Here is an 18526-nt window from a genome sequence, read left to right on the forward strand (position 1 = left end):
AAGTAACTTTACAGGTCTTTCATAAATATTCATTTAAAACAATTTATTGTCTCTGGTTCTGTTCCAGCATCTTCATTATCTCCGATTGCCGGTACAAAATCTTCCCTTTAATTCGAATAAACGATATTTTACAGGTATCCCGCCAATTCTGTAAGGTTCGCGAAGAAATATGCAACATCCGGCAAACATCGCGGTTTGTCAGGAATTTTTCGCCGTTCAGGTGCGGAGTACGATTTTTGAGGGCTTGCTGGATGGTGTTTAAAACCTTATCCAATTCCTCAAAAAGAGAGACGATTTCCGTTGATTTTTTGTCCAGTATTTCCATGGTTATCTAATTTTTAGTTTCTTAAATAGTCTCCCAACAATGAGAGGTTTAATATATCCAGTTTCGCATCATAGCTGATAGCCGTTCGTTTCAGGTTATAATTGATAAAAAACCCTTCTTCATCTTCCAGTATTTCATAAGTTGCAGGACTGGCCTGTTTGCTGGTTTCGTTTATATAGATGATGCTTAACAGATAGCTTTCCCCATTCCGGTAAATGAGGACTGTCGGGTTCAGGTTTACGCTTTCCCAGGTTCCGGTTAACCTGTCCAGGTTGATATATTTTGTTTCCATTGCTGCTGTTATTTTGGGGTTTGCGACTGGTTGATGAGATTTTCAATATCGGCTACTTTGTAATAGCATTTTCTACCTATTTGGGAATACGGAAGGATGCCGTTATCCCGGTACGACTGTAAAGTCCGTCTTGATATTTGCAAAAGCTCACAAACTTCATCATTGTCCAGCCATTTGTCCCTGCCACGGCTGTCCCCGCACAGGCTTTTGACCTGTCGGGAAAAATCTTCAAAACACTTGTTTATTTGTTCGAAAGTTTTGCTTTCAATTGCGATTATATCCATAATTCAATTTGTTTAACTGTTTACTAAAACTGTTTTTATTGCAATGATTTTCAAGCGAAGTAAAACAGATTCACAACCTGTTCCCGGAAATTAGCAGCAATGGCCGGTGTTGTCTTAAAGTGGCATAAAAGCCACCGTTAAACTGGCGAAAGTTATTCTCACACCCCGGTTATCCCCGTGGGCTGCCGCCTTTCAAACGGCTGGGTAGCCTTAAGCGGGAGATAAGCGGTAAGGTGCGGGAAATAACTTTTGACACAGTAATTACAATTTTACTTTTTAAAACCTTTTCTGCGTTTTTTCTTCTTTCGGGGCTGTTGTTGCTGCTGGGTTTCGGTAAAAGTATCATCCAATGGAAGAATTGAAAATAGAGAAGATAAAACGTTTTCGCTTGTTTGCTGTGGCTTGGAGATATTTGAGCCTGCTTTTAAATTTGTTTCTGTTTGTACCTCAGTCGTATTTTTCTTTTCACCGCTAAAGGGTATTTCATTGGCTTCTGATTCCCGCTCCTGCATTTTAAGTTGGTCGTTTATGCTGCTATTCTTCATGGTGTTGTAATACTCAAATGATTCGGTTAATGGCCGGTTATGATTAAATAACCTGTCAAAGCCTTTTTCGGCTTGCCGGAACAAGTTTGACCTATCAAAGCCGCCTTTGATTACGCCTCTCTTTGTATTCTTGTGGTTAGTAAGTGGCGATAATTTCTTTTTGTTGTTTTGGTCTTTGCGGCTAACAATTAAATGGCAGTGCATATTCAGTTCATTGTTTGACCTGTCCCTGCTGAAATGGATTTTACCAAAGAATTTAATGTCTTTCGCAGACAATCCTTTATTGAAGTTCCGGGCATATTCGGGGATAAGCACTTCGCGAATATAGCGTTTCATATTTTCTGCCTGTTCCGCTTCGGTGTTTCCCATTCTTTGCAGTTCCTTTTCCGCTGGGCTGACATGGATAGCATAAAACTTGGCATCGGTTTTCATTAACTGACCAATGTTATTGTCTATTTCTTTTATAACCTGCGATTTGTAAATACCGTTTTCTGACAGGTTAAAAAAGCCTTCGGTATAAATGCCTTGTTGCATCCGCTCTAAATCTTCATGTTCGAGGTAATTGGCTAGCTTTCGGCTGCTGCCTGCATTGTTATACACCCCGTTTTTCGATGGCGGTGGAAAGTCGATATTCATGGTTTTCTTAATCTTGTTTTTACTGGCTGTTTATCAAATTAGTGATTTCAGTTTTCAGGGTTTCTTTGCGTTTGCCGTCCATTACCCCGCAATTTGCCAAATCTGTGTAAAGGCTAACCATCTTCAACAGTTTCAAGCTTTCTTTTTGCTGTAACTGATACAGGGCATTGATTTGTCGGGACTGGTTATTTATTGCATCGGCATGTTTGCCAAATTGGTCGCTGATTTTTTGCAGTATGGAATATTGTTTCTCCCGGCTTGCTTCCAGTTGGGAAAGGATGAGGTTTTCCAATGTTTTGGCAATATCGTCAAAACGGGTGGCTATAGAATGGCTTGTCCGTATCATCGGGTTAAGCTGCTGTTCTTCGTAGTGACGGATAAAACGGATAATATCGTCCTGCCGCTTGTTGATTTTGGCAAGCTCCGATTTTACCGATTCGGGGGCATCAGCCGGGTTAATATGGGCTTTCTCCAAATATTGAAAAGCGAGTTTCACTACTTCACCCTTTTTCAGCGAATAGCGTTTACATACTTTTTCAACCAAAACGTTGGTTTCTTTATCTATCCCGATAGTTGTGAATAGGGTTTTCCGGTATTGATTGCCCATCTGTTATAACTATTTTATGACTATTTAGTACGTTAACACCCTGTCAATAAGCGATAAGAAAAAACGGTTATTACAGATGTTATAACAGCGTGTTATTGTAACACGCTAAAGCCGAAGGCTTTCCCCGAAGGGCAAGAGGGAAAGAACAGGACTTGTCCAGTTCCCTCTTGCTTAATTCAGCGGAATAATTAAAGCCGGTGGGCAGGATTGTTCCTGCTGAATGCGGAGCCATTAAACAGGAGGCATAGGATAATAACAACCTCCTTCATTTGCTTCGTTCTGCTTAGACTAAAGGGCAGAATCATTTATCCCCGCGCGTAGCTTTTTCAAACTGTTTGAATTGTTGTAGTTCCATATGTTCACGGACAAATGCCCGGACATCGGAAGTGCGGTAATAGGTTTTATGGCCTATCATAAAATAGGGGAGCTTTTTGCTTGTACGGTAGCGTTGCAGGGTGCGGTAAGATACTTTCAGGAGAAAAGCCAAATCCTGGTTGTCCAGTAATTTATCATTTTCATCCAAAATGTTCACCTCGCCTTTTCCTGTCATTGCTTTTATGTCCTGTCCAATCTCGTTTAGTTTCGTTGAGAGCTTTTCCATCCACTTTTCAAATTCGTCGTTATTGATATACATGATTTTGCTTTGTTTTTAAGTTTTACATTTCCGGTTTTCAATGCATTGACAAAGCAAAGGACGGTAGATGGAAGTAACAGGAAAAGAGGAGTAGTTAACTACTCCTCTGAATAACAATTATAACCACCTCATTAAAAGTATTTTACAAAATCATCCTTTTTAATATTGTTTACCTGTTATTTATGGTGTTGTCTTTCCGATGGATTAAAGACTTTAAAAAGTCCAGGGTTCTGGTGAGATTAAAGGGTTTACGCCGGAACAGGGCATCCTGCTTATCGTAGATACTCCCGAAACTAAAATTGAAAGCGTGCTCAAATGTTTGTGCCAAGAGGGTCAGGGAAACGGCTTTCCCGCTTTTATCCTTCACCTCGCCCGAAAGGAAAAGGCCGACAACAATTTCGGCCATCCCGATAATTCCCAGCCCTTTTGATTTGGGGATAATATACAGGTCTGATTTGAAAGTTTGTTTGGATGGTTGGCAAAACTGTTCGGGATACCGGATTTTAAGATGCAGTAGTTCTGTCTCGGAATCAATAAAAGCCAGTGTTTTTTGAAGGTATGTCTTTTTAAGGACATTTTCCCCCCTGCCCATAAAACGGTAATGCTCCCAGCGCACCAAACTCGATACGGGAAAGATTCAATTTCCGAAAAGCTTCAGTAAAATTCATTTCGGATTGATTAAAGGTTGTTAACTGGCTTACAAATTTTTCATAGGCACTTTGCATTTCCTGTTTTGTTACTTGTGAAGGTTCAGATAATAGGCTGAACAACTTCGTTTTTAATAAATCATTCATAAGCATAAAATTTAAGAGTTAATATTTTGAAAACATACTGAAGTCTTGTTTTATGCCAATAAATGTGGAACATGTTATTACAGTATCATTACTTGTTCGTATTGTTTTCCTTTTATAAAGGATTTTAAAGATATTTTTAATAGTCTGAAGGGCGAAATAAACTATACGAAGGAGTAGTTCTTTGTATTGAAGACTAAACGAAAAGGTACATAGGACAAAAGGAATTTGCTAGGTAAATATATTGTTTCCGCCCCAAGGGAGTAGTCGCATTGTGAATAAAAAAAATTCTTTCATATACTCAAACCTAAAAATACCTACTCTTTGGTGTAGTTAATAATATTTAAGTCGTAAAATTAAGTATCATTATGATTAATTATTAAAAAAACTCGAAGAAGGTGAACCTGATTAGCCCCTATAAGAGGCCTGTTCGCGGCAGAACACATAAACAGCATTAAAATGAATTTGACAAAATATAAAAACAAAATATTTCAGAAAAACCCAATTTAAACATGACCATCCCCTAAGGAGGTGGTTTTAATGACTATAATAAATATGGACAAACTACTCTTTGTTTTTAAAGAAATATATCTATATCAGTTGTGCAAAAAATCCATCCCGGATTTTATCCGGTTTGTTCTAATGACAAATTATTATACCCATCAGGGCAATGTTGATTTGATTGGTATAAACAGAGAATTATCAGAGGCAATAGAAGAAGATATAATTCACTATGATTTAGGCTATTATTTTGCAGTCAAGAATCAAAATAACGAAATAATCGGCGGGATTAAAGCTATTGAAATGGACAAAGTGCTTTTATCCGATTTTCTCTCAAATAGAAACATAAAAACAGACATTGTAACCCTAGATGCTCCGCATGTTTGGTTAATAGGGCGATTTGTTGTTGATTCAAGAGTATTTGCAAAGAATAAGTATCTTTTACCTTATCGAAACAGTGTCTATAAACTGTTAATGTTAGAAGTGATAGGTCTTTTAAAAAACAATCCTCAGGATTTACTTATTGCAGAAATTGACATTTGTCTTTTACGCAAGTTCCGTTTATTAAACATCGTTATGACACAGATAGGAAAACCTCGACTGCTCTACGGTTCATATGCTTCATTGGCTTGTATAAGAATAAAAGATTTAATGCAATTTTACAATGCAAACAGTGACCTAACAAAGAAAATGCAATTCTATGTATCGTAGAAATAGAATCTATATTTCAGGTTCAGAGCAAAAAAAAATACAACAAGTCAAAATTCTGATTGCTGGCTGTGGACTAGGAAGTAATATTGCGGAATGCGCTTTGAGGTTGGGTTTTGAGAATATTTGTATTGTTGATGGGGACAAGGTTGAATTATCAAACCTTAACCGGCAGAATTATACCTTCAGAGACATCGGCAAGTTTAAAGCAAAAATTCTGCGTAAACGATTGTTGGAAATTAATCCCAGGGCAAATATTTTATCCCACACACATTACATTACTCCAGAGAATGTAAATGATATACAAATTCAACAATACAATATTGCTATTAACACACTGGATTTTAGTTCGGATATCTCGTTTCTTTTTGATAGGATATGTTTAATATCTCACATTCCGGTTATCCATCCATACAATTTAGGTTGGGCGGGATTAGTTTTTGTGACAGATGAAGGTTCAGAACAGCTTGAAACTATTTTAGAGAACCACCTAAATGTAGAAAAGACTGTCGTTTCTTTTGTTTTGGATAGGTTGAAGAAGAAAGACATCAGCATAGATTGGTTGACAGAATCGTTGAATAAATATTCTAAAGAAACGAACCGGCTTCCCCCTCCCCAACTCGCAATTGGAAGTTGTATTATTGCAGGCATCGCTACAAATTTGTTATACAATATTTCTACGAATAGGCCTGTTAAGAAATTTCCTGATTTTGATATTTTATTAGTCCCCTGTTTATAGTTATTTCCCTGTAACATCTAATGATTCAGCTAATTTATCCATGACACACTATCTAAAAGGATAGGTCTAATTATCAAAATTCACTGATATCTCGTTTTTAGAATAGGTAAATTTGTAGTGATTAGTTTTTTGCATTAGCCTTTTACAATCTCATAGTAATTAGTGGGATTGCTTGTAAAGAGAAAATAGTTCTATCGCTCTGGCAACCGCAAAACAACTCAGTACATTCTTGCAAGAATCAAATATTCATTTAATTCAATTAAAAATGTAAGCTTTATGAACAACAAAATTAAAGAAAACAAGTATTCAACTCCTAAATTGGTCGCATCGATCGAAAAGGAGATGAAAGAGAAAATGAGTACAAAAGCAAACTATTCTGTTAATACCAATGTCCAGAATCTGATGAGCCAGGTAATACAGCAAAATGGGACGATTATTAGAATAAACGATTATTTATCAATCGGAACGGCAGGTTATCAGGACAGCTATTTTTCTGTTACATTACAGGGTAGAACCATACAATGTAGTGGTATTGACATAGGAAATAACAACCCAAGTGGTGAATATGAATTGAGAATGTACTCCGATGTTCCGACAACTTCTTATGATAATTGGATTGGTTCAACATTTGTCTCACGCAGATACGTATATACAATTTGGGGAGTGAATGGTGTTCCTAGACAAGATTTTTGGTTTATCGTGTTAGCTGAAAGTGTTTCAGACTTTGAAAGTGTTGCCTATTAACATGTATTTGTAAGGGGTCTGTGCTTAGATTAAGCACAGATCCCTTATCTTTGATTGTTATTATGAAACAAAAATTCTTCTTTATCTGCTTATTATTTATTTTTCTTTCTTGCTGCAAGAGCAATGAGAATAATCAAGAGCCTTTCTATTTTCAGACTGGTTCCGAGCTTTTTAGGGTGCGTGCTACTCAGGGAGAGCGACTTTTCGGTTATTGGGATCGTTTTGACCACATTGTCATCCGATTTAAATACAACGAAGCAAGGCAATTTAGTGAAGGGTTGGCTGCCGTATCGAAAAAAGGGAAATGGGGCTTTATCAATCCTAAAGACAGTATTGTCATTCCTCTACAATATGATTGGGCTTCAAGTTTTGGAGAAATGGGGTTTAACGGATTAGCACTTGTAAAAGTCGGTAATGATATGAATAGAATTTGGTATCACTCTGGAGGAAAAACAGGTTTGATAGACCCCGAAGGGAAGGAGGTTTGTCCAATGAAATACATAGAAATCTATTTCGCTTCCAACGGGTTGGCACGGGTTAATGATGGAACTGAAATTATACCAGAAGGAAATGGACAATGGAGCTACAATGGGAAATATGGATTTATAAATAGCGAAGGAGAAGAAATTATCTCTTGCCAATACGATTATGCTAATCCGTTTTATTCCGGCTTGGCTATAGTAACAGTCAAAAAGAAATCAGGTATAATAGATTGCAAAGGCAAGATAGTAATTCCATTTGAATACGATTCTATAAAAGGACCGGGGCTTCAATCTAAAGAAGAAAGCTATCGTCTGTTTAAACATGGTCAAGAGTTTTTGTTTGATGGGAAAAATATCACGAGAATATAATTGTTTCTTTTCATAAAACATGATTCTGAAATACGGTTAAATCTGTTAAAACAAGTTGCACGTAACTTTGGGGGCAAATACAACAGTAGGTGTTCCATTGTATATTTCAAATGACCATATTATGGTCACATTTAGTACAACCGTTTCAAATGAGGGTACTGCAACTTATGAAGGAATTTTTTAAACAAATCAAATCGATGAAGAAAGTTGTTCTATTTATTATTTGTGCTTTTACTTTATCATCTTGTTTTAATAATAGGAGAGAAACGAAAAGTGTTCAGCAAACAACAACCATTGACGCCAATGATGGCACCTCAACGATACATCAGTTAGGCATAGATTCCTTAAAAGGGGATACGTTGTTATTAATAAAAACAATTGCCGAAAATCTTATTGTCGTTGATAACCATTTAAAATTTGCGATTACCAAGGATTCTTTTGTCAGTATAGGACTTTCTGAACATTATTATGATAGATTAATGAAGGACCTCAAAAGTGCAAATCATATGATAGACTCAACCGGGTTAAAAAATATGGACGAAATTCTAAAGAAATCCTATTGGGATTTGTACCAAAAATTTGGAGAACCCGATAGGAGGCCTTAAAAAAATGCCCTCGGATTGAGATAGATGCGAGGGTATTTTATTCTGAATTTTCTTACATTCTTATCTTGTATCATTATCTCCAGCCAGGGCTTGAAGGCCTTGTTACGGTTGTGTTCTCAAAACTCAGGGATTGATTATTGCTTACAAAAAATTGAATGATATGGGCAGAGAATTGAGGGAAGAATGGGAAATATTACTCTTGATACAACTAAGTATTTTTTCTAAAATAAGATTCTTATTTGAATAATTTGCCCCGGATTTATCTACAGATCATTTGAGGGCATCATCAATTTTTGGTTATTCATCCACTGAATGGCTTCTGCAATATTTTTTGTCCCGGTTTTTTCAAAAATTGTTTTTTTATGAAATTTAACTGTGTTAACACTAATCCTCATCAGTTCCGCAATTTCTTTTGCTTTTTTCCCCTGGCTTGCAAACTTTAAAAGTTCATATAATCTTTGAGAAAGTTTTTGGGTGACAACTTCCACAAACTTCATTTTATCCGGCAAAAATTCATAGACTTTTAAAGTATCATTCATCTTTACATAGGCATTTCCAGGAGAGTCACTCGTTGGTTCACTTAAGACACATAAGGAATAAACTATTGCCCCTTCGTTTGTAAGTTGGAGAGGGGTCAATTTATGATTGACAATTTGGTATTTCCCATTTTTGTTTTTTATCCTGAAATTATAAGTTATATAACCATTTTTCCTTCTGGTAATCGGTAAGTTATAAAAGAAATCGAACCCGGTTCTATTTATCTTGATTAGGAATTCAAAGTCTTTAGGATGGACAATCTCTTTGTAATAGTCAAAACCTAATGCATTTGGTACCTTTACTGGGGTACATTTTAGTAACCGACTTCCCGGGGTAATGTATTCAAATGTATTTTCCTTGTAATTTAGTACATAAGCATCAATATCGGATAAATTTGAAATTACAGAAAGCAGTTGCTTAAAATGATTTAAGGTTGCTATATCCTCTTCCCTTGTAGTAAAACGATGTTTCGGGTGATTGAAAATATACTCTTTCATAGTTTAGTATAGATGTTCCTTTCTCCATAAAAGTTGCGTCTATGTATAAAAAGGTACCGTAAAGGTATAGCTTTATGATAACTGAATGAGATATATTTCTTGTATTCATAAGCATGATAAAGTTGTATACCGACATTCCTGGGCTTGAGGGGTAAGGTTACAGATGGAAAAATAAAGAAGAAGAAAGAGTTTTGCTCTTTTCTAACACATTACCTGTTCCGGGTTTGTTTTTTAATCCTTAATTTTGGGGAATAGAGTTATTTGAAAGAATGTAAAACAACGCAAATCAAAGAGCTTCGCTCGTTTCTAAGCCATTACCCGCCTTAAGGACTTTTCCTTAAATTGCTATTTTACAGGCACATGCTATATGGCGTTATAGATGCCTGCGAACTGTGGTTGATTTGTGAGGCGTAAATAAAGTAGCGATTCATAGAACAAAAAATCCATTGGGGATTTATAATTCAGTATAGCAGTGCTCGTAACTCCCTCAAAATTATTAAATAATCAACAGGCTCAAATTGATGTAAAAGAAATCTCAGAAATTTTATTTAATTTTTACAATACTCTAAAGGTTATGCGTAATATTGAGGTTTTCCAATTGAACGGAAACTATTTTTTCAAAGACTATTTTGATGTCTGTGTGATTCATGCTTATGAACTTTAAGATATTCAAAATAATCTTTAATGGGATATTATTATGCTATAGAAGCACAACAAAGGCATTGAAGATGTTTAAATGAATATTCTAAAGCATAATTTTGAGCCAAAAGCGTTTCATATTAAGTCATTATATTTACCTTTAAATCTTGTGAAATAGTAATGGAGAAACAGTTTTATAATCGAATTAAAGCAGTTTTAGCTGAAAAAGGAATAACCAATAATTGGCTTGCAGATGAATTGGGAATGAATAGGACAACTGTTTCCAAATGGTGTAGAAATGAAATGCAACCTAGAGTAGAAACGCTATTTCAAATAGCAGATGTATTGAAAATCGATGTTCGCGAATTACTTGTTTCAACAGCTAATAATAAATGATAGTAACTGAAAATAAAATAAAGGAATCCTTAAGTTTAATTAGCAATGAAATCTTGAATGGTGCTAATTTTAATAGGAGTGAATATGCAAGAAATATTCTAAACTATCCTGCCATGATGGTTCCTTCTGTACAAGAACCTATAATTAAAAGCCTATCAGAAACATTTGAAGGAGAAGTGTCATTGTTAGACCCATTTATGGGTGCTTCAAACACACTAGTTACAGGAATGAAATATGGATTAAACATCTTTGGTCAAGATATTAATCCACTCTCAGTTTTACTAAGTAAAGTTAAAACTAGATATTATTCAAAAGATGCTTTATCGACAAGCGAGGAATCTATAAAAATTAGAGTACAGAACGATACTTCAATCAAAAAAGAAGTTAGTTTTCACAACATTGATAAATGGTTTAAGAATGACGTGCAAATTGAATTATCAAGACTCTATAGGGCTATTAGGCAAGAATCTGCAATAGAGATAAGACAATTTTTATGGGTAACTCTGGCAGAAGTCATTCGTTTAACTAGCAATGATAGAACATCAACTTTTAAAATGCACATTCGTCCAACGGATGAAATTGTGAACAGAAACCTTTCTCCCCAAAAATATTTTTTCTCCATACTAAAAAGAAGCATTTCAGACTTAAATGATTTCTGTTCAATGCTGAGTGAAAATAATTTTATTAGAAAAAATAAATACATTAAAGATGTTGATGTAGTTTGGGGAGATTCGTTAAAAGCTATAAATACAAAAAAGATATTTGATTTATTGATTACTTCACCGCCATATGGAGATAATCAAACAACAGTTACATATGGGCAATTTTCATATTTGCCATTACAATGGATTCCTATTGAGGATATAGATGAAAAAATAACATTCGATTATCTAAAGACCATCCAGCAAATTGATTCAAATAGTTTAGGCGGTAAAATGATTGATAACTTTTCTCAAAAAAAGGAAAATCTATTTCAAAAATCTAAGACTGTTAGGCAACTTTTTGACACCTTCAATTTAGATGAGCAAATAAAAGCCAAAAAGGTCATCAATTTTGTACACGATTTAGATAAAACCATCGATAATTTATTGGCTAAATTAAATAAAGGAGCTTATATGGTTTGGACAGTGGGAAACAGAAATGTGAATAAGCGAGTGGTTCAAAATGATAACATTCTCATAGATTTGTTATCATCGAAAAAAGTGGATTTAATTACGGATTTAGAAAGAGATATTTTAGGTAAGAGAATGCCGGGGAGAAATAATTTCTCAAATACTATGAGCAAAGAAAAGATTCTAATTTTTAAAATCCCTATTAATAATGAGTAAATATCACTTTGATATTACCCCTCATATCGTAAAGCAACTCGGAGAACAACTTGTTTCTGACGAGATAACGGCCTTATTAGAGCTAATCAAAAACTCTTATGATGCAGATGCATCTTATGTCTCTATCGAAATAAATGCAACGGGTAAATACGAAAAAAAACAGCTTTTTTATCAGGCTCATAAAGGATTTATCGTGGTGGAAGATGATGGTTTCGGTATGAGTGAAGAAACTATTATGAAATCATGGCTAATTATTTCATATTCTAAAAAAAGAGCCATGAAAGAAGCCAAAGAAACAACACCTGGAGGCAGAACTCCACTTGGAGACAAAGGGTTGGGTAGATTAAGTACTCAACGGTTAGCAGACATTTGTGAAATTTTCACAAATGAAGAAGATAAAAAAGGAACCCATATTGCTTTCAACTGGAAAGATTTTGAACAAGAAGAAGCATTAGGTGAGGTGAGTGTTCAGGCTGAATCTTATGAACCTCAAAAGAAAAAGGGAACGACATTAGTATTGGCAAATTTGAATCACTCAGAAGTTTGGGAAGGCAAAAATTTGGAAAAATTTAAGGGACAAGTATCCCAAATAATTTCTCCTTACAAAGAAAACAGGCCATTTGAAGTTTACCTTAAAATTAATGGAATTAATATTGACCTTGATAAATCAAATGAAGAACTACGTGATATAGCAATTTCTCGATTCGATTTTAATTTTGATGGAAAAGTAATTAACTTATCAGGGAAAACTAAACTTTCCAAATTCATTGGGAATAATCGAGAAGATTTTCATAATTACGTTGAGATTGACAATGGAAAAAAATTCTTCGAGTTTCTTAAGAAAAAATATAAAGACCTAAAATTTCTATCAGACAAAAATTTCTTTCTTGGATTTGAAAGAAAATTTGAATTTGACAAAGATATTGGTGGCTTAGAAATATACGAAGGCGAAAGAGCAAATCCAGGAGCTTTTACAGGTAAAATAGATGAATTCACCTACGATAATTGGCTTTCAAATGATGAGAATATAAAAGAAATATTTGGTAAACTTTCCAGTTATAGAGATTTTGCACAGAGTCAAGCAGGAATCAAATTATTCAGAAATGGATTTGCTGTAAAACCTTTTGGGATAGATGGAGATGATTGGTTGAGGTTGAGAGAATCTCAAACAACAGGAGGTTCTTATTACCCATTAAGACCAGCTAATGTTATTGGATACATTGCAATTGATGAAGGAGTTAATAATAATCTAAAAGATAAAACCGATAGAGAAGGTTTAGTTTCTAATCCTTATTCAAGAAATTTTTTTACCTTATCATTCTTCATTAAAGATGAAATAAACCGGTACCAAGAGGGAATTAGAAGAGCTTACAACGATTTTTTAAAGACCTATAAGACGGAAAGTCGTGGTATAAAAACAGTGAGCCAAGCATTTAAACAACTAAAAGAAACGAAATTTCAGACAGAAGAAGTAATACAAGAATTTAATGATGCTGTTTCTACTACAGGTAAAGCTATCTCAAGTTCAAAACAACTCGTAAATAAAACTAAAAACAATCTATTATTTGCAACTGACCAGGAAAAAGAAATGGGCAGTCAAATCGAAGAAATTTTGACTGAATTAGAATCAGTTCAGAGTACACTTTTTAAACTTAATAAGGTAATTCTTAAAGCAAATAAATTGAATGAAGTAATTGATATTCTTGAACCTAAAATTAAGATTCTGGAAGACCAGCTAAATAACTTCTCAGAGTTAGCTAGTCTTGGATTAATAACAGAATCTGTAAGTCATGAATTTGCTTCAATTGCAGATAGATTATCGGAGAAAGCAAGTTTCTATTCTCACAAACTTGAAAATAAAAAGTTGACAGAATCTGATATTTATGTCTTGATAGAATACATAAATACAACTGTCAATGGGCTTAAAGTGCAATTAAGGCATTTGGACCCTGCGTTGAAATACAATAGGGAGAAAAAGACAAGTTTCAGATTATCAAAGTTTTTAAATGAAGAAAAAGACTATTATAGAAACCGCTTTGAAAAGCTTGACATTGAGTTTTTGGTAGAAACTGTTGATGATTTTTCTATTCAAGTTAACAGAGGGAAGCTAACACAAATCATTGACAATCTTCTAAATAATTCAGAATACTGGTTAAAAGAAAGAAAAAAGATTGAAAAAGACTTTCAGCCAAAGATTTTTATAAAAATTGAAGCTCCCTGGATTTATGTTTATGATAATGGCTTTGGGGTTGCTCCTGCTGTCGAAAATCAGATTTTTGAACCTTTTGTTACTACCAAACCCAAAGGACAAGGTAGAGGGTTAGGATTATTCATTATTCAACAATTGATAGATTCTTCAGGATGCTCTATTGCTTTAGAGCCCGTTAAAAACGAACATAATAGAAAATTCATGTTTGCCTTGAACCTTTCTAACATTACAATTTAAACATGGCAAGTAACGAAAAACCGACAACTACTGAAACAGAAGTTGAAATTACGAGACGTATAAACAGAACTAATGGACAAGCAAAGAATGCAATTCTTGAATTTCTCATGGAGTTGGGCATTAATAAGATTATTTATGTTGATGACAGGTGCTCAATACAGGAACTTAAAGAAGCATTTATTGCTAAATTGAAAGAAAAATTTACTTCAAAACCGTTAGAGATTGATTTTGTTGATTGGAATGCTCCACAGCCAAGGTTTGAGAAAGCAATAGCTGACTTATGGGAGAGTTCTACGGACGAAATTAAAAGAGACCTCTTTTTAAAGATATTGAAATACGAAGGTAATTTAGATGAAATTGAAAATTCGACTGCACCTTTAAATTTGAAGAATCATCTCAATGATAAGATTGATTTACTTTCTCCTTCTGAATGGGAAGAACGAAAAGACCAAATTATTAGCGAATTAAACACTGAAACAAAAGTTCTTTTTTTGTTTGATATTGAATTTGAACACGCTCCACTGCCAAGTGGTAGAAATGGAATTGATTTGGCCGAAGAATTGCTTAATAACCAGGAGATTAAAGATTTTGTTTATTGTGGAATATTCTCACATCTTTTCGCTGTAAATGAGGAATATGCTAAGAGAAATGAATATCACGATTCACGTCAATTTGAAAAAAACAGGTTCTACACCATTTCAAAGAAAAGATTTCAAAACGATTCCTATCTACCAGGTCTAGCTGAAGGAATTAAAAATACATTGTGGATTAATGAGGTGGAATATTTAAAAAATGAATCTTCAAAGATACTTCGACATTCATTTAAAAATTCATTAATTGAAATAGATGAATTAAACCCTGATTCATTTAATCATGTTATTCAAAAATCATCAAGAAAAGAAGGGATTTGGGAAATAGCAACATTGATTAGAGTAAACAATATAATTACGAAAGACAAAGCATTAAATATTCTTTTATCTAAAACAAAACGGGCTAAGATTAATGAAAGCCTTTCTAAAATCAGAAAGTTAGAGAAAATAAAAACAGGGGGAGAAACTCCTTTTGACAAAACACAAATACAAAAGCTACGGCACAAGGAACTGTATATTGAAAGTTCAGTTTTAAATCAATTACACTTTCCTATCTCTAACGGAGATATTTTTCGAATTAATAATAAGGATTTCATTTTGCTTGGACAGCCATGTAATCTTGCAATGAGAAGTAATGGTAAAAGAGATATTGGTCGTGGAAAAACTTACGAAACAGGTTTTTTGCTTGAAATTGAATCTATATCAAAAGAAGCTTTTCAGAAACTAAAAGGGGGACAACTTTCAACGATTGGGCTACTCGAAAATTCAGATTTAGTATCGGATAATTATTCAATCGTAAGATTTCAAATGTTTCAAACTGTAAGCCTATCTCCTTTAGATTTAACTGTTTTCAATGAAGATGGCAAAGCCATTATAAATCTGAATAAATTAGAGAATGATTCGTCAACTATTCAGGAATCCTGGAAGTTAAGGTATAAGAAATTACATGAAGAATTTTTAGAATATAGAAATAACATTTTAACTTATAGGAAGTTGAGGAGTGCAAGTAAGACAAACTTACAAAACCTAATTTATTACGGAGAAATATTTAAAAATTACAACATCAATAATGAAAATGTTTTAACTCGTTCTGGTAATAAAATCACTCTTAATATTCAACGAACTTCTTATTATCGAGAACCTTATTCAAGTGATTTACTACAGAAGTTTATGCAGTATCTTTCAAGAAATGCTTTTGATATGGATTTCTTAAATGATTAATAATCCCAACTCTATTAGAACATTGCCATCCTAGTTTCTTCGGAGGCAAAAGGGCAAAGCTGCACATATAAAAAAGATGAAAAGCAATAAAAGCTATATTTTGAGTCTTTTCTTCTGCGTCTCAGCATTCATAAAATTCAATATAGCATTATAATCCTCGAATAAATGGTTCGATACTTGCCCAGGCGAGTCCACAGCAATAAAAGCACTTTCAGAAATGGAGGTGCTTTTTATTTTTCCATGTTTTTGGCACCGTTGGGAAAAACGTCACGCAATTTGATACAAATAAACCACCCCTGCATCCACTGGTTATATAGCTTTGTTGCAAATCAAAATAAAACTGATGAAAACTACTTTTTTATTGCTGTTTACAATCATTCTGGGATGCAGCTCCAACACAAAAACAAACGAATTATACTGGGCAACCCGATTTGCAGACGCCACATTACACGAGACCGACAGCCTGATTTACTATCAGCGTGAAAAGCCAAAATACGAATACGATTATGCTTTTCTGGGTGATGCCATTTACAAACTCAGAAATATCGATCCCAAATACGGAACCTACCTAAAAAACTACATCGACTATTTTCTGCAGGACGATGGTTCAATCCGAGGCCATAAGCTTTCCGATTACAATATCGACAGGGTTCGTCCGGGCAACAGCATGATTTCACTTTACAAAGACTACGGCGACGAGAAATACAAGCTGGGGATAGAAACGCTGGTTCATCAGATGGAGGAACAGCCACGCACCAATACAGGCGGTTTTTGGCATAAAAAAGTATATCCTTCCCAAATGTGGCTCGACGGTCTTTACATGGCCTCCCCATTTCTGGCGCGCTACGCCGCAGAGTTTAACGCGCCCAAATGGTTCGATGAAGTGGCATTCCAGCTACAGGAAGTTTACAAACATACACTGGATGCGGAAACAGGACTGGTTTACCACGCCTGGGACGAGAGCCGCGAACAGCGCTGGTGCCAGCCCGAAACGGGCCAGTCGAAACATTTCTGGAGCCGCGGAACCGGCTGGTACATGATGGCACTGGTTGATGTGCTGGAATACCTGCCTGCCGATCATCCGGAGAGGAGTGCGCTTATAAAAATACTGAACGATTTAAGCGAAGCGCTGCTTAAAGTTCAAGATAAAGAAAAAGGGCTGTGGTACCAGGTGCTTGACATGGGAGGCAGCCAGGGAAATTACATCGAAGCATCAGGTTCGGCCATGTTTGTCTATGCTTTTGCCAAAGGAGCGAAAGCGGGTCTGTTAAATAAAAAATACCTTGAGATTGCCAACCGGGCATTTGACAACATCATAAAATACCTGGTGGTTGAAGGAGACGACGGCTACCCTGTACTTACAAATACCTGCGGAGCTTGCGGGCTTGGTGGAAAACCGTACCGCGAAGCCGATTACAACTATTACATCTCAGAGAAAAAAGTTGATAGCGATTCCAAAGGTGTTGCTCCGGTTATTCTGGCTGCAATCGAATTAAACAAATAGCGGCACCGGGCAAATCCGGTTTGAAAATTCACATCAAAAAACGAAACTTATTTCATCAGTCAATACTGAACAAAAATTTTTAAAACGAATGAAAAATATTGTACTCCTGCTAGCCATAGCAGCACTGTTTACTGCATCCTGCGGCAGCAAGTCTAAGTCGAAAAATGAAAACGAAGTATCTACACCTCAAAAAACACAAGCCTACCTTGGCCTTGCTGAAGGCGGGGAATGGAAGTGGGTAACCAAGAAAAACGGAAACGAACAGTGGGAATACCAGGGCGGAGAATTCAAGCCGGTTCAGGCACTAAAAGTAGACGAAAAGCATACCGATCATTCTTTTGACATCCAAATGGAAGGCCCTGCGTGGGAGTCGGACAAAATTGGCTATCGTATTTATCTCGACTGGCGCAACGCCATCGATATTTTCGGGAAGAAAACCGAAGCACCGGTTCTGCACCGTGTCGGGCTCGACGGATTCGATTCTTATCACGAAATAGCGGATTGGGGTGTTGACGTATTAAAAGTCGGAAGTTCATTGGGAATGGGATCTGTGGCTTTCTGGAACGGCGAAAAAGCTGTGCGCGTGGAAAAAACCGACAGCATTAAAGCATCTGTAAAAAACTACGCTGAAAAATCTGCCGTTTCTATTGACTATTTTGGTTGGGAAATCAACAATACTAGAACCGATTTGCACACAACGCTTGAAATTGAAGCGGACGCCTACCTCACAAAATACACCATTAAATCATCAGAAGAAATGCCGAACCTGGCAACCGGAATAGTAGTGCTTCCCGAAACAGAGAGAATGATATTCGAGGACATCAAACCCGGCTGGGACTGTCTGGCAACTTTCGGGAAACAAACCCTTCAGCAAGATTTACTGGGGATGTGTATTTTCTACAAAAAAGAGCAGCTTTTAGAAGAAACCAACGACGGGAAAAGCCATGTTGTGGTATTGAAACCGACAGGCAAAATGCTAACTTACTATTTTGGCGCGGCCTGGCAACAGGATGCTTCCGGAGTAAAAAGCATGGATGATTTCAAAGCCTTGCTGAAAGAACAGGCCGGTTTCATAAAATAATCTTCCCGAAAAATCAGAAACTGAT

The 18526-nt window shown here is 35.6% G+C and carries 20 protein-coding genes; 11 read left to right on the forward strand and 9 right to left on the reverse strand.

Annotated elements, in window-relative coordinates; genetic code table 11:
• Window positions 1-43: 43 nt before the first annotated feature.
• From BUB08_RS12540 to BUB08_RS12575, 8 genes are all read right to left on the reverse strand, one after another.
• Window positions 44-325, reverse strand: a complete 282-nt coding sequence (locus BUB08_RS12540; RefSeq protein WP_073002205.1) for a helix-turn-helix domain-containing protein — start codon at window positions 323-325, stop codon at window positions 44-46.
• Window positions 326-338: 13 nt separating this feature from the next.
• Entirely contained in the window at window positions 339-617 is a 279-nt protein-coding gene (locus BUB08_RS12545; RefSeq protein ID WP_073002206.1) for a DUF3876 domain-containing protein, read from the reverse strand.
• A gap of 8 nt (window positions 618-625) precedes the next feature.
• Window positions 626-901, reverse strand: coding sequence for a helix-turn-helix domain-containing protein (locus tag BUB08_RS12550; RefSeq protein WP_073002207.1), 276 nt, complete (start codon window positions 899-901; stop codon window positions 626-628).
• Window positions 902-1170: 269 nt separating this feature from the next.
• The gene (locus BUB08_RS12555; protein WP_073002208.1) at window positions 1171-2082 is read right to left on the reverse strand and encodes a DUF5712 family protein; all 912 of its coding nucleotides are present in this window, start codon (window positions 2080-2082) and stop codon (window positions 1171-1173) included.
• A gap of 19 nt (window positions 2083-2101) precedes the next feature.
• Window positions 2102-2689: a BfmA/BtgA family mobilization protein gene (locus BUB08_RS12560; protein ID WP_073002209.1), complete on the reverse strand. Its 588-nt coding sequence runs from the start codon at window positions 2687-2689 to the stop codon at window positions 2102-2104.
• Window positions 2690-2990: 301 nt separating this feature from the next.
• Complete coding sequence (locus BUB08_RS12565; protein WP_073002210.1) at window positions 2991-3323, reverse strand: helix-turn-helix domain-containing protein; 333 nt, start codon at window positions 3321-3323, stop codon at window positions 2991-2993.
• 169 nt (window positions 3324-3492) lie between these two features.
• Window positions 3493-3915 carry a hypothetical protein gene (locus BUB08_RS12570; protein WP_073002211.1) on the reverse strand — a complete coding sequence of 141 codons (423 nt, stop codon included), beginning with the start codon at window positions 3913-3915 and terminating at the stop codon, window positions 3493-3495.
• On the reverse strand, window positions 3890-4117 hold the full coding sequence (locus BUB08_RS12575; RefSeq protein WP_217651611.1) for a hypothetical protein: 228 nt from the start codon (window positions 4115-4117) through the stop codon (window positions 3890-3892). Before BUB08_RS12575 ends, BUB08_RS12570 begins: the two co-directional genes overlap by 26 nt.
• A 552-nt stretch (window positions 4118-4669) precedes the next feature.
• Here BUB08_RS12575 and BUB08_RS12580 point away from each other — a divergent pair.
• The 5 genes from BUB08_RS12580 (at window position 4670) to BUB08_RS12600 (ending at window position 8262) form a co-directional block, all read left to right on the forward strand.
• Window positions 4670-5326: a hypothetical protein gene (locus tag BUB08_RS12580; protein ID WP_139249692.1), complete on the forward strand. Its 657-nt coding sequence runs from the start codon at window positions 4670-4672 to the stop codon at window positions 5324-5326.
• On the forward strand, window positions 5316-6062 hold the full coding sequence (locus BUB08_RS12585) for a ThiF family adenylyltransferase (protein WP_073002214.1): 747 nt from the start codon (window positions 5316-5318) through the stop codon (window positions 6060-6062). Before BUB08_RS12580 ends, BUB08_RS12585 begins: the two co-directional genes overlap by 11 nt.
• Window positions 6063-6338: 276 nt before the next feature.
• Complete coding sequence (locus BUB08_RS12590; protein WP_073002215.1) at window positions 6339-6806, forward strand: hypothetical protein; 468 nt, start codon at window positions 6339-6341, stop codon at window positions 6804-6806.
• A 62-nt stretch (window positions 6807-6868) separates the two neighbouring features.
• The gene (locus tag BUB08_RS12595; RefSeq protein WP_073002216.1) at window positions 6869-7657 is read left to right on the forward strand and encodes a WG repeat-containing protein; all 789 of its coding nucleotides are present in this window, start codon (window positions 6869-6871) and stop codon (window positions 7655-7657) included.
• 197 nt (window positions 7658-7854) lie between these two features.
• Complete coding sequence (locus BUB08_RS12600; protein ID WP_139249693.1) at window positions 7855-8262, forward strand: hypothetical protein; 408 nt, start codon at window positions 7855-7857, stop codon at window positions 8260-8262.
• 263 nt (window positions 8263-8525) lie between these two features.
• Here the strand turns inward: BUB08_RS12600 and BUB08_RS12605 are convergent, their stop codons facing one another.
• The gene (locus tag BUB08_RS12605) at window positions 8526-9296 is read right to left on the reverse strand and encodes a response regulator transcription factor (protein WP_073002218.1); all 771 of its coding nucleotides are present in this window, start codon (window positions 9294-9296) and stop codon (window positions 8526-8528) included.
• A gap of 819 nt (window positions 9297-10115) precedes the next feature.
• Between BUB08_RS12605 and BUB08_RS12615 the strand changes: the two genes are divergently transcribed.
• From BUB08_RS12615 to BUB08_RS12640, 6 genes are all read left to right on the forward strand, one after another.
• Window positions 10116-10331: a helix-turn-helix transcriptional regulator gene (locus tag BUB08_RS12615; RefSeq protein WP_073002220.1), complete on the forward strand. Its 216-nt coding sequence runs from the start codon at window positions 10116-10118 to the stop codon at window positions 10329-10331.
• Window positions 10328-11659 carry a TRM11 family methyltransferase gene (locus BUB08_RS12620; RefSeq protein ID WP_073002221.1) on the forward strand — a complete coding sequence of 444 codons (1332 nt, stop codon included), beginning with the start codon at window positions 10328-10330 and terminating at the stop codon, window positions 11657-11659. Before BUB08_RS12615 ends, BUB08_RS12620 begins: the two co-directional genes overlap by 4 nt.
• Window positions 11652-14105 (forward strand): sensor histidine kinase, encoded by a 2454-nt coding sequence (locus BUB08_RS12625; RefSeq protein WP_073002222.1) that lies wholly within the window; start codon window positions 11652-11654, stop codon window positions 14103-14105. The genes BUB08_RS12620 and BUB08_RS12625 overlap by 8 nt, the downstream gene beginning before the upstream one ends.
• Window positions 14106-14107: 2 nt before the next feature.
• Window positions 14108-15916 (forward strand): hypothetical protein, encoded by a 1809-nt coding sequence (locus BUB08_RS12630; protein ID WP_073002223.1) that lies wholly within the window; start codon window positions 14108-14110, stop codon window positions 15914-15916.
• Between the two features lie 343 nt (window positions 15917-16259).
• Window positions 16260-17420, forward strand: coding sequence for a glycoside hydrolase family 88/105 protein (locus tag BUB08_RS12635; RefSeq protein ID WP_073002224.1), 1161 nt, complete (start codon window positions 16260-16262; stop codon window positions 17418-17420).
• Between the two features lie 88 nt (window positions 17421-17508).
• Window positions 17509-18501: a DUF4861 family protein gene (locus tag BUB08_RS12640; RefSeq protein WP_073002225.1), complete on the forward strand. Its 993-nt coding sequence runs from the start codon at window positions 17509-17511 to the stop codon at window positions 18499-18501.
• Window positions 18502-18526: the final 25 nt, after the last annotated feature.

The organism is Mariniphaga anaerophila, from assembly GCF_900129025.1.
Classification (GTDB): Bacteria; Bacteroidota; Bacteroidia; order Bacteroidales; family Prolixibacteraceae; genus Mariniphaga; species Mariniphaga anaerophila.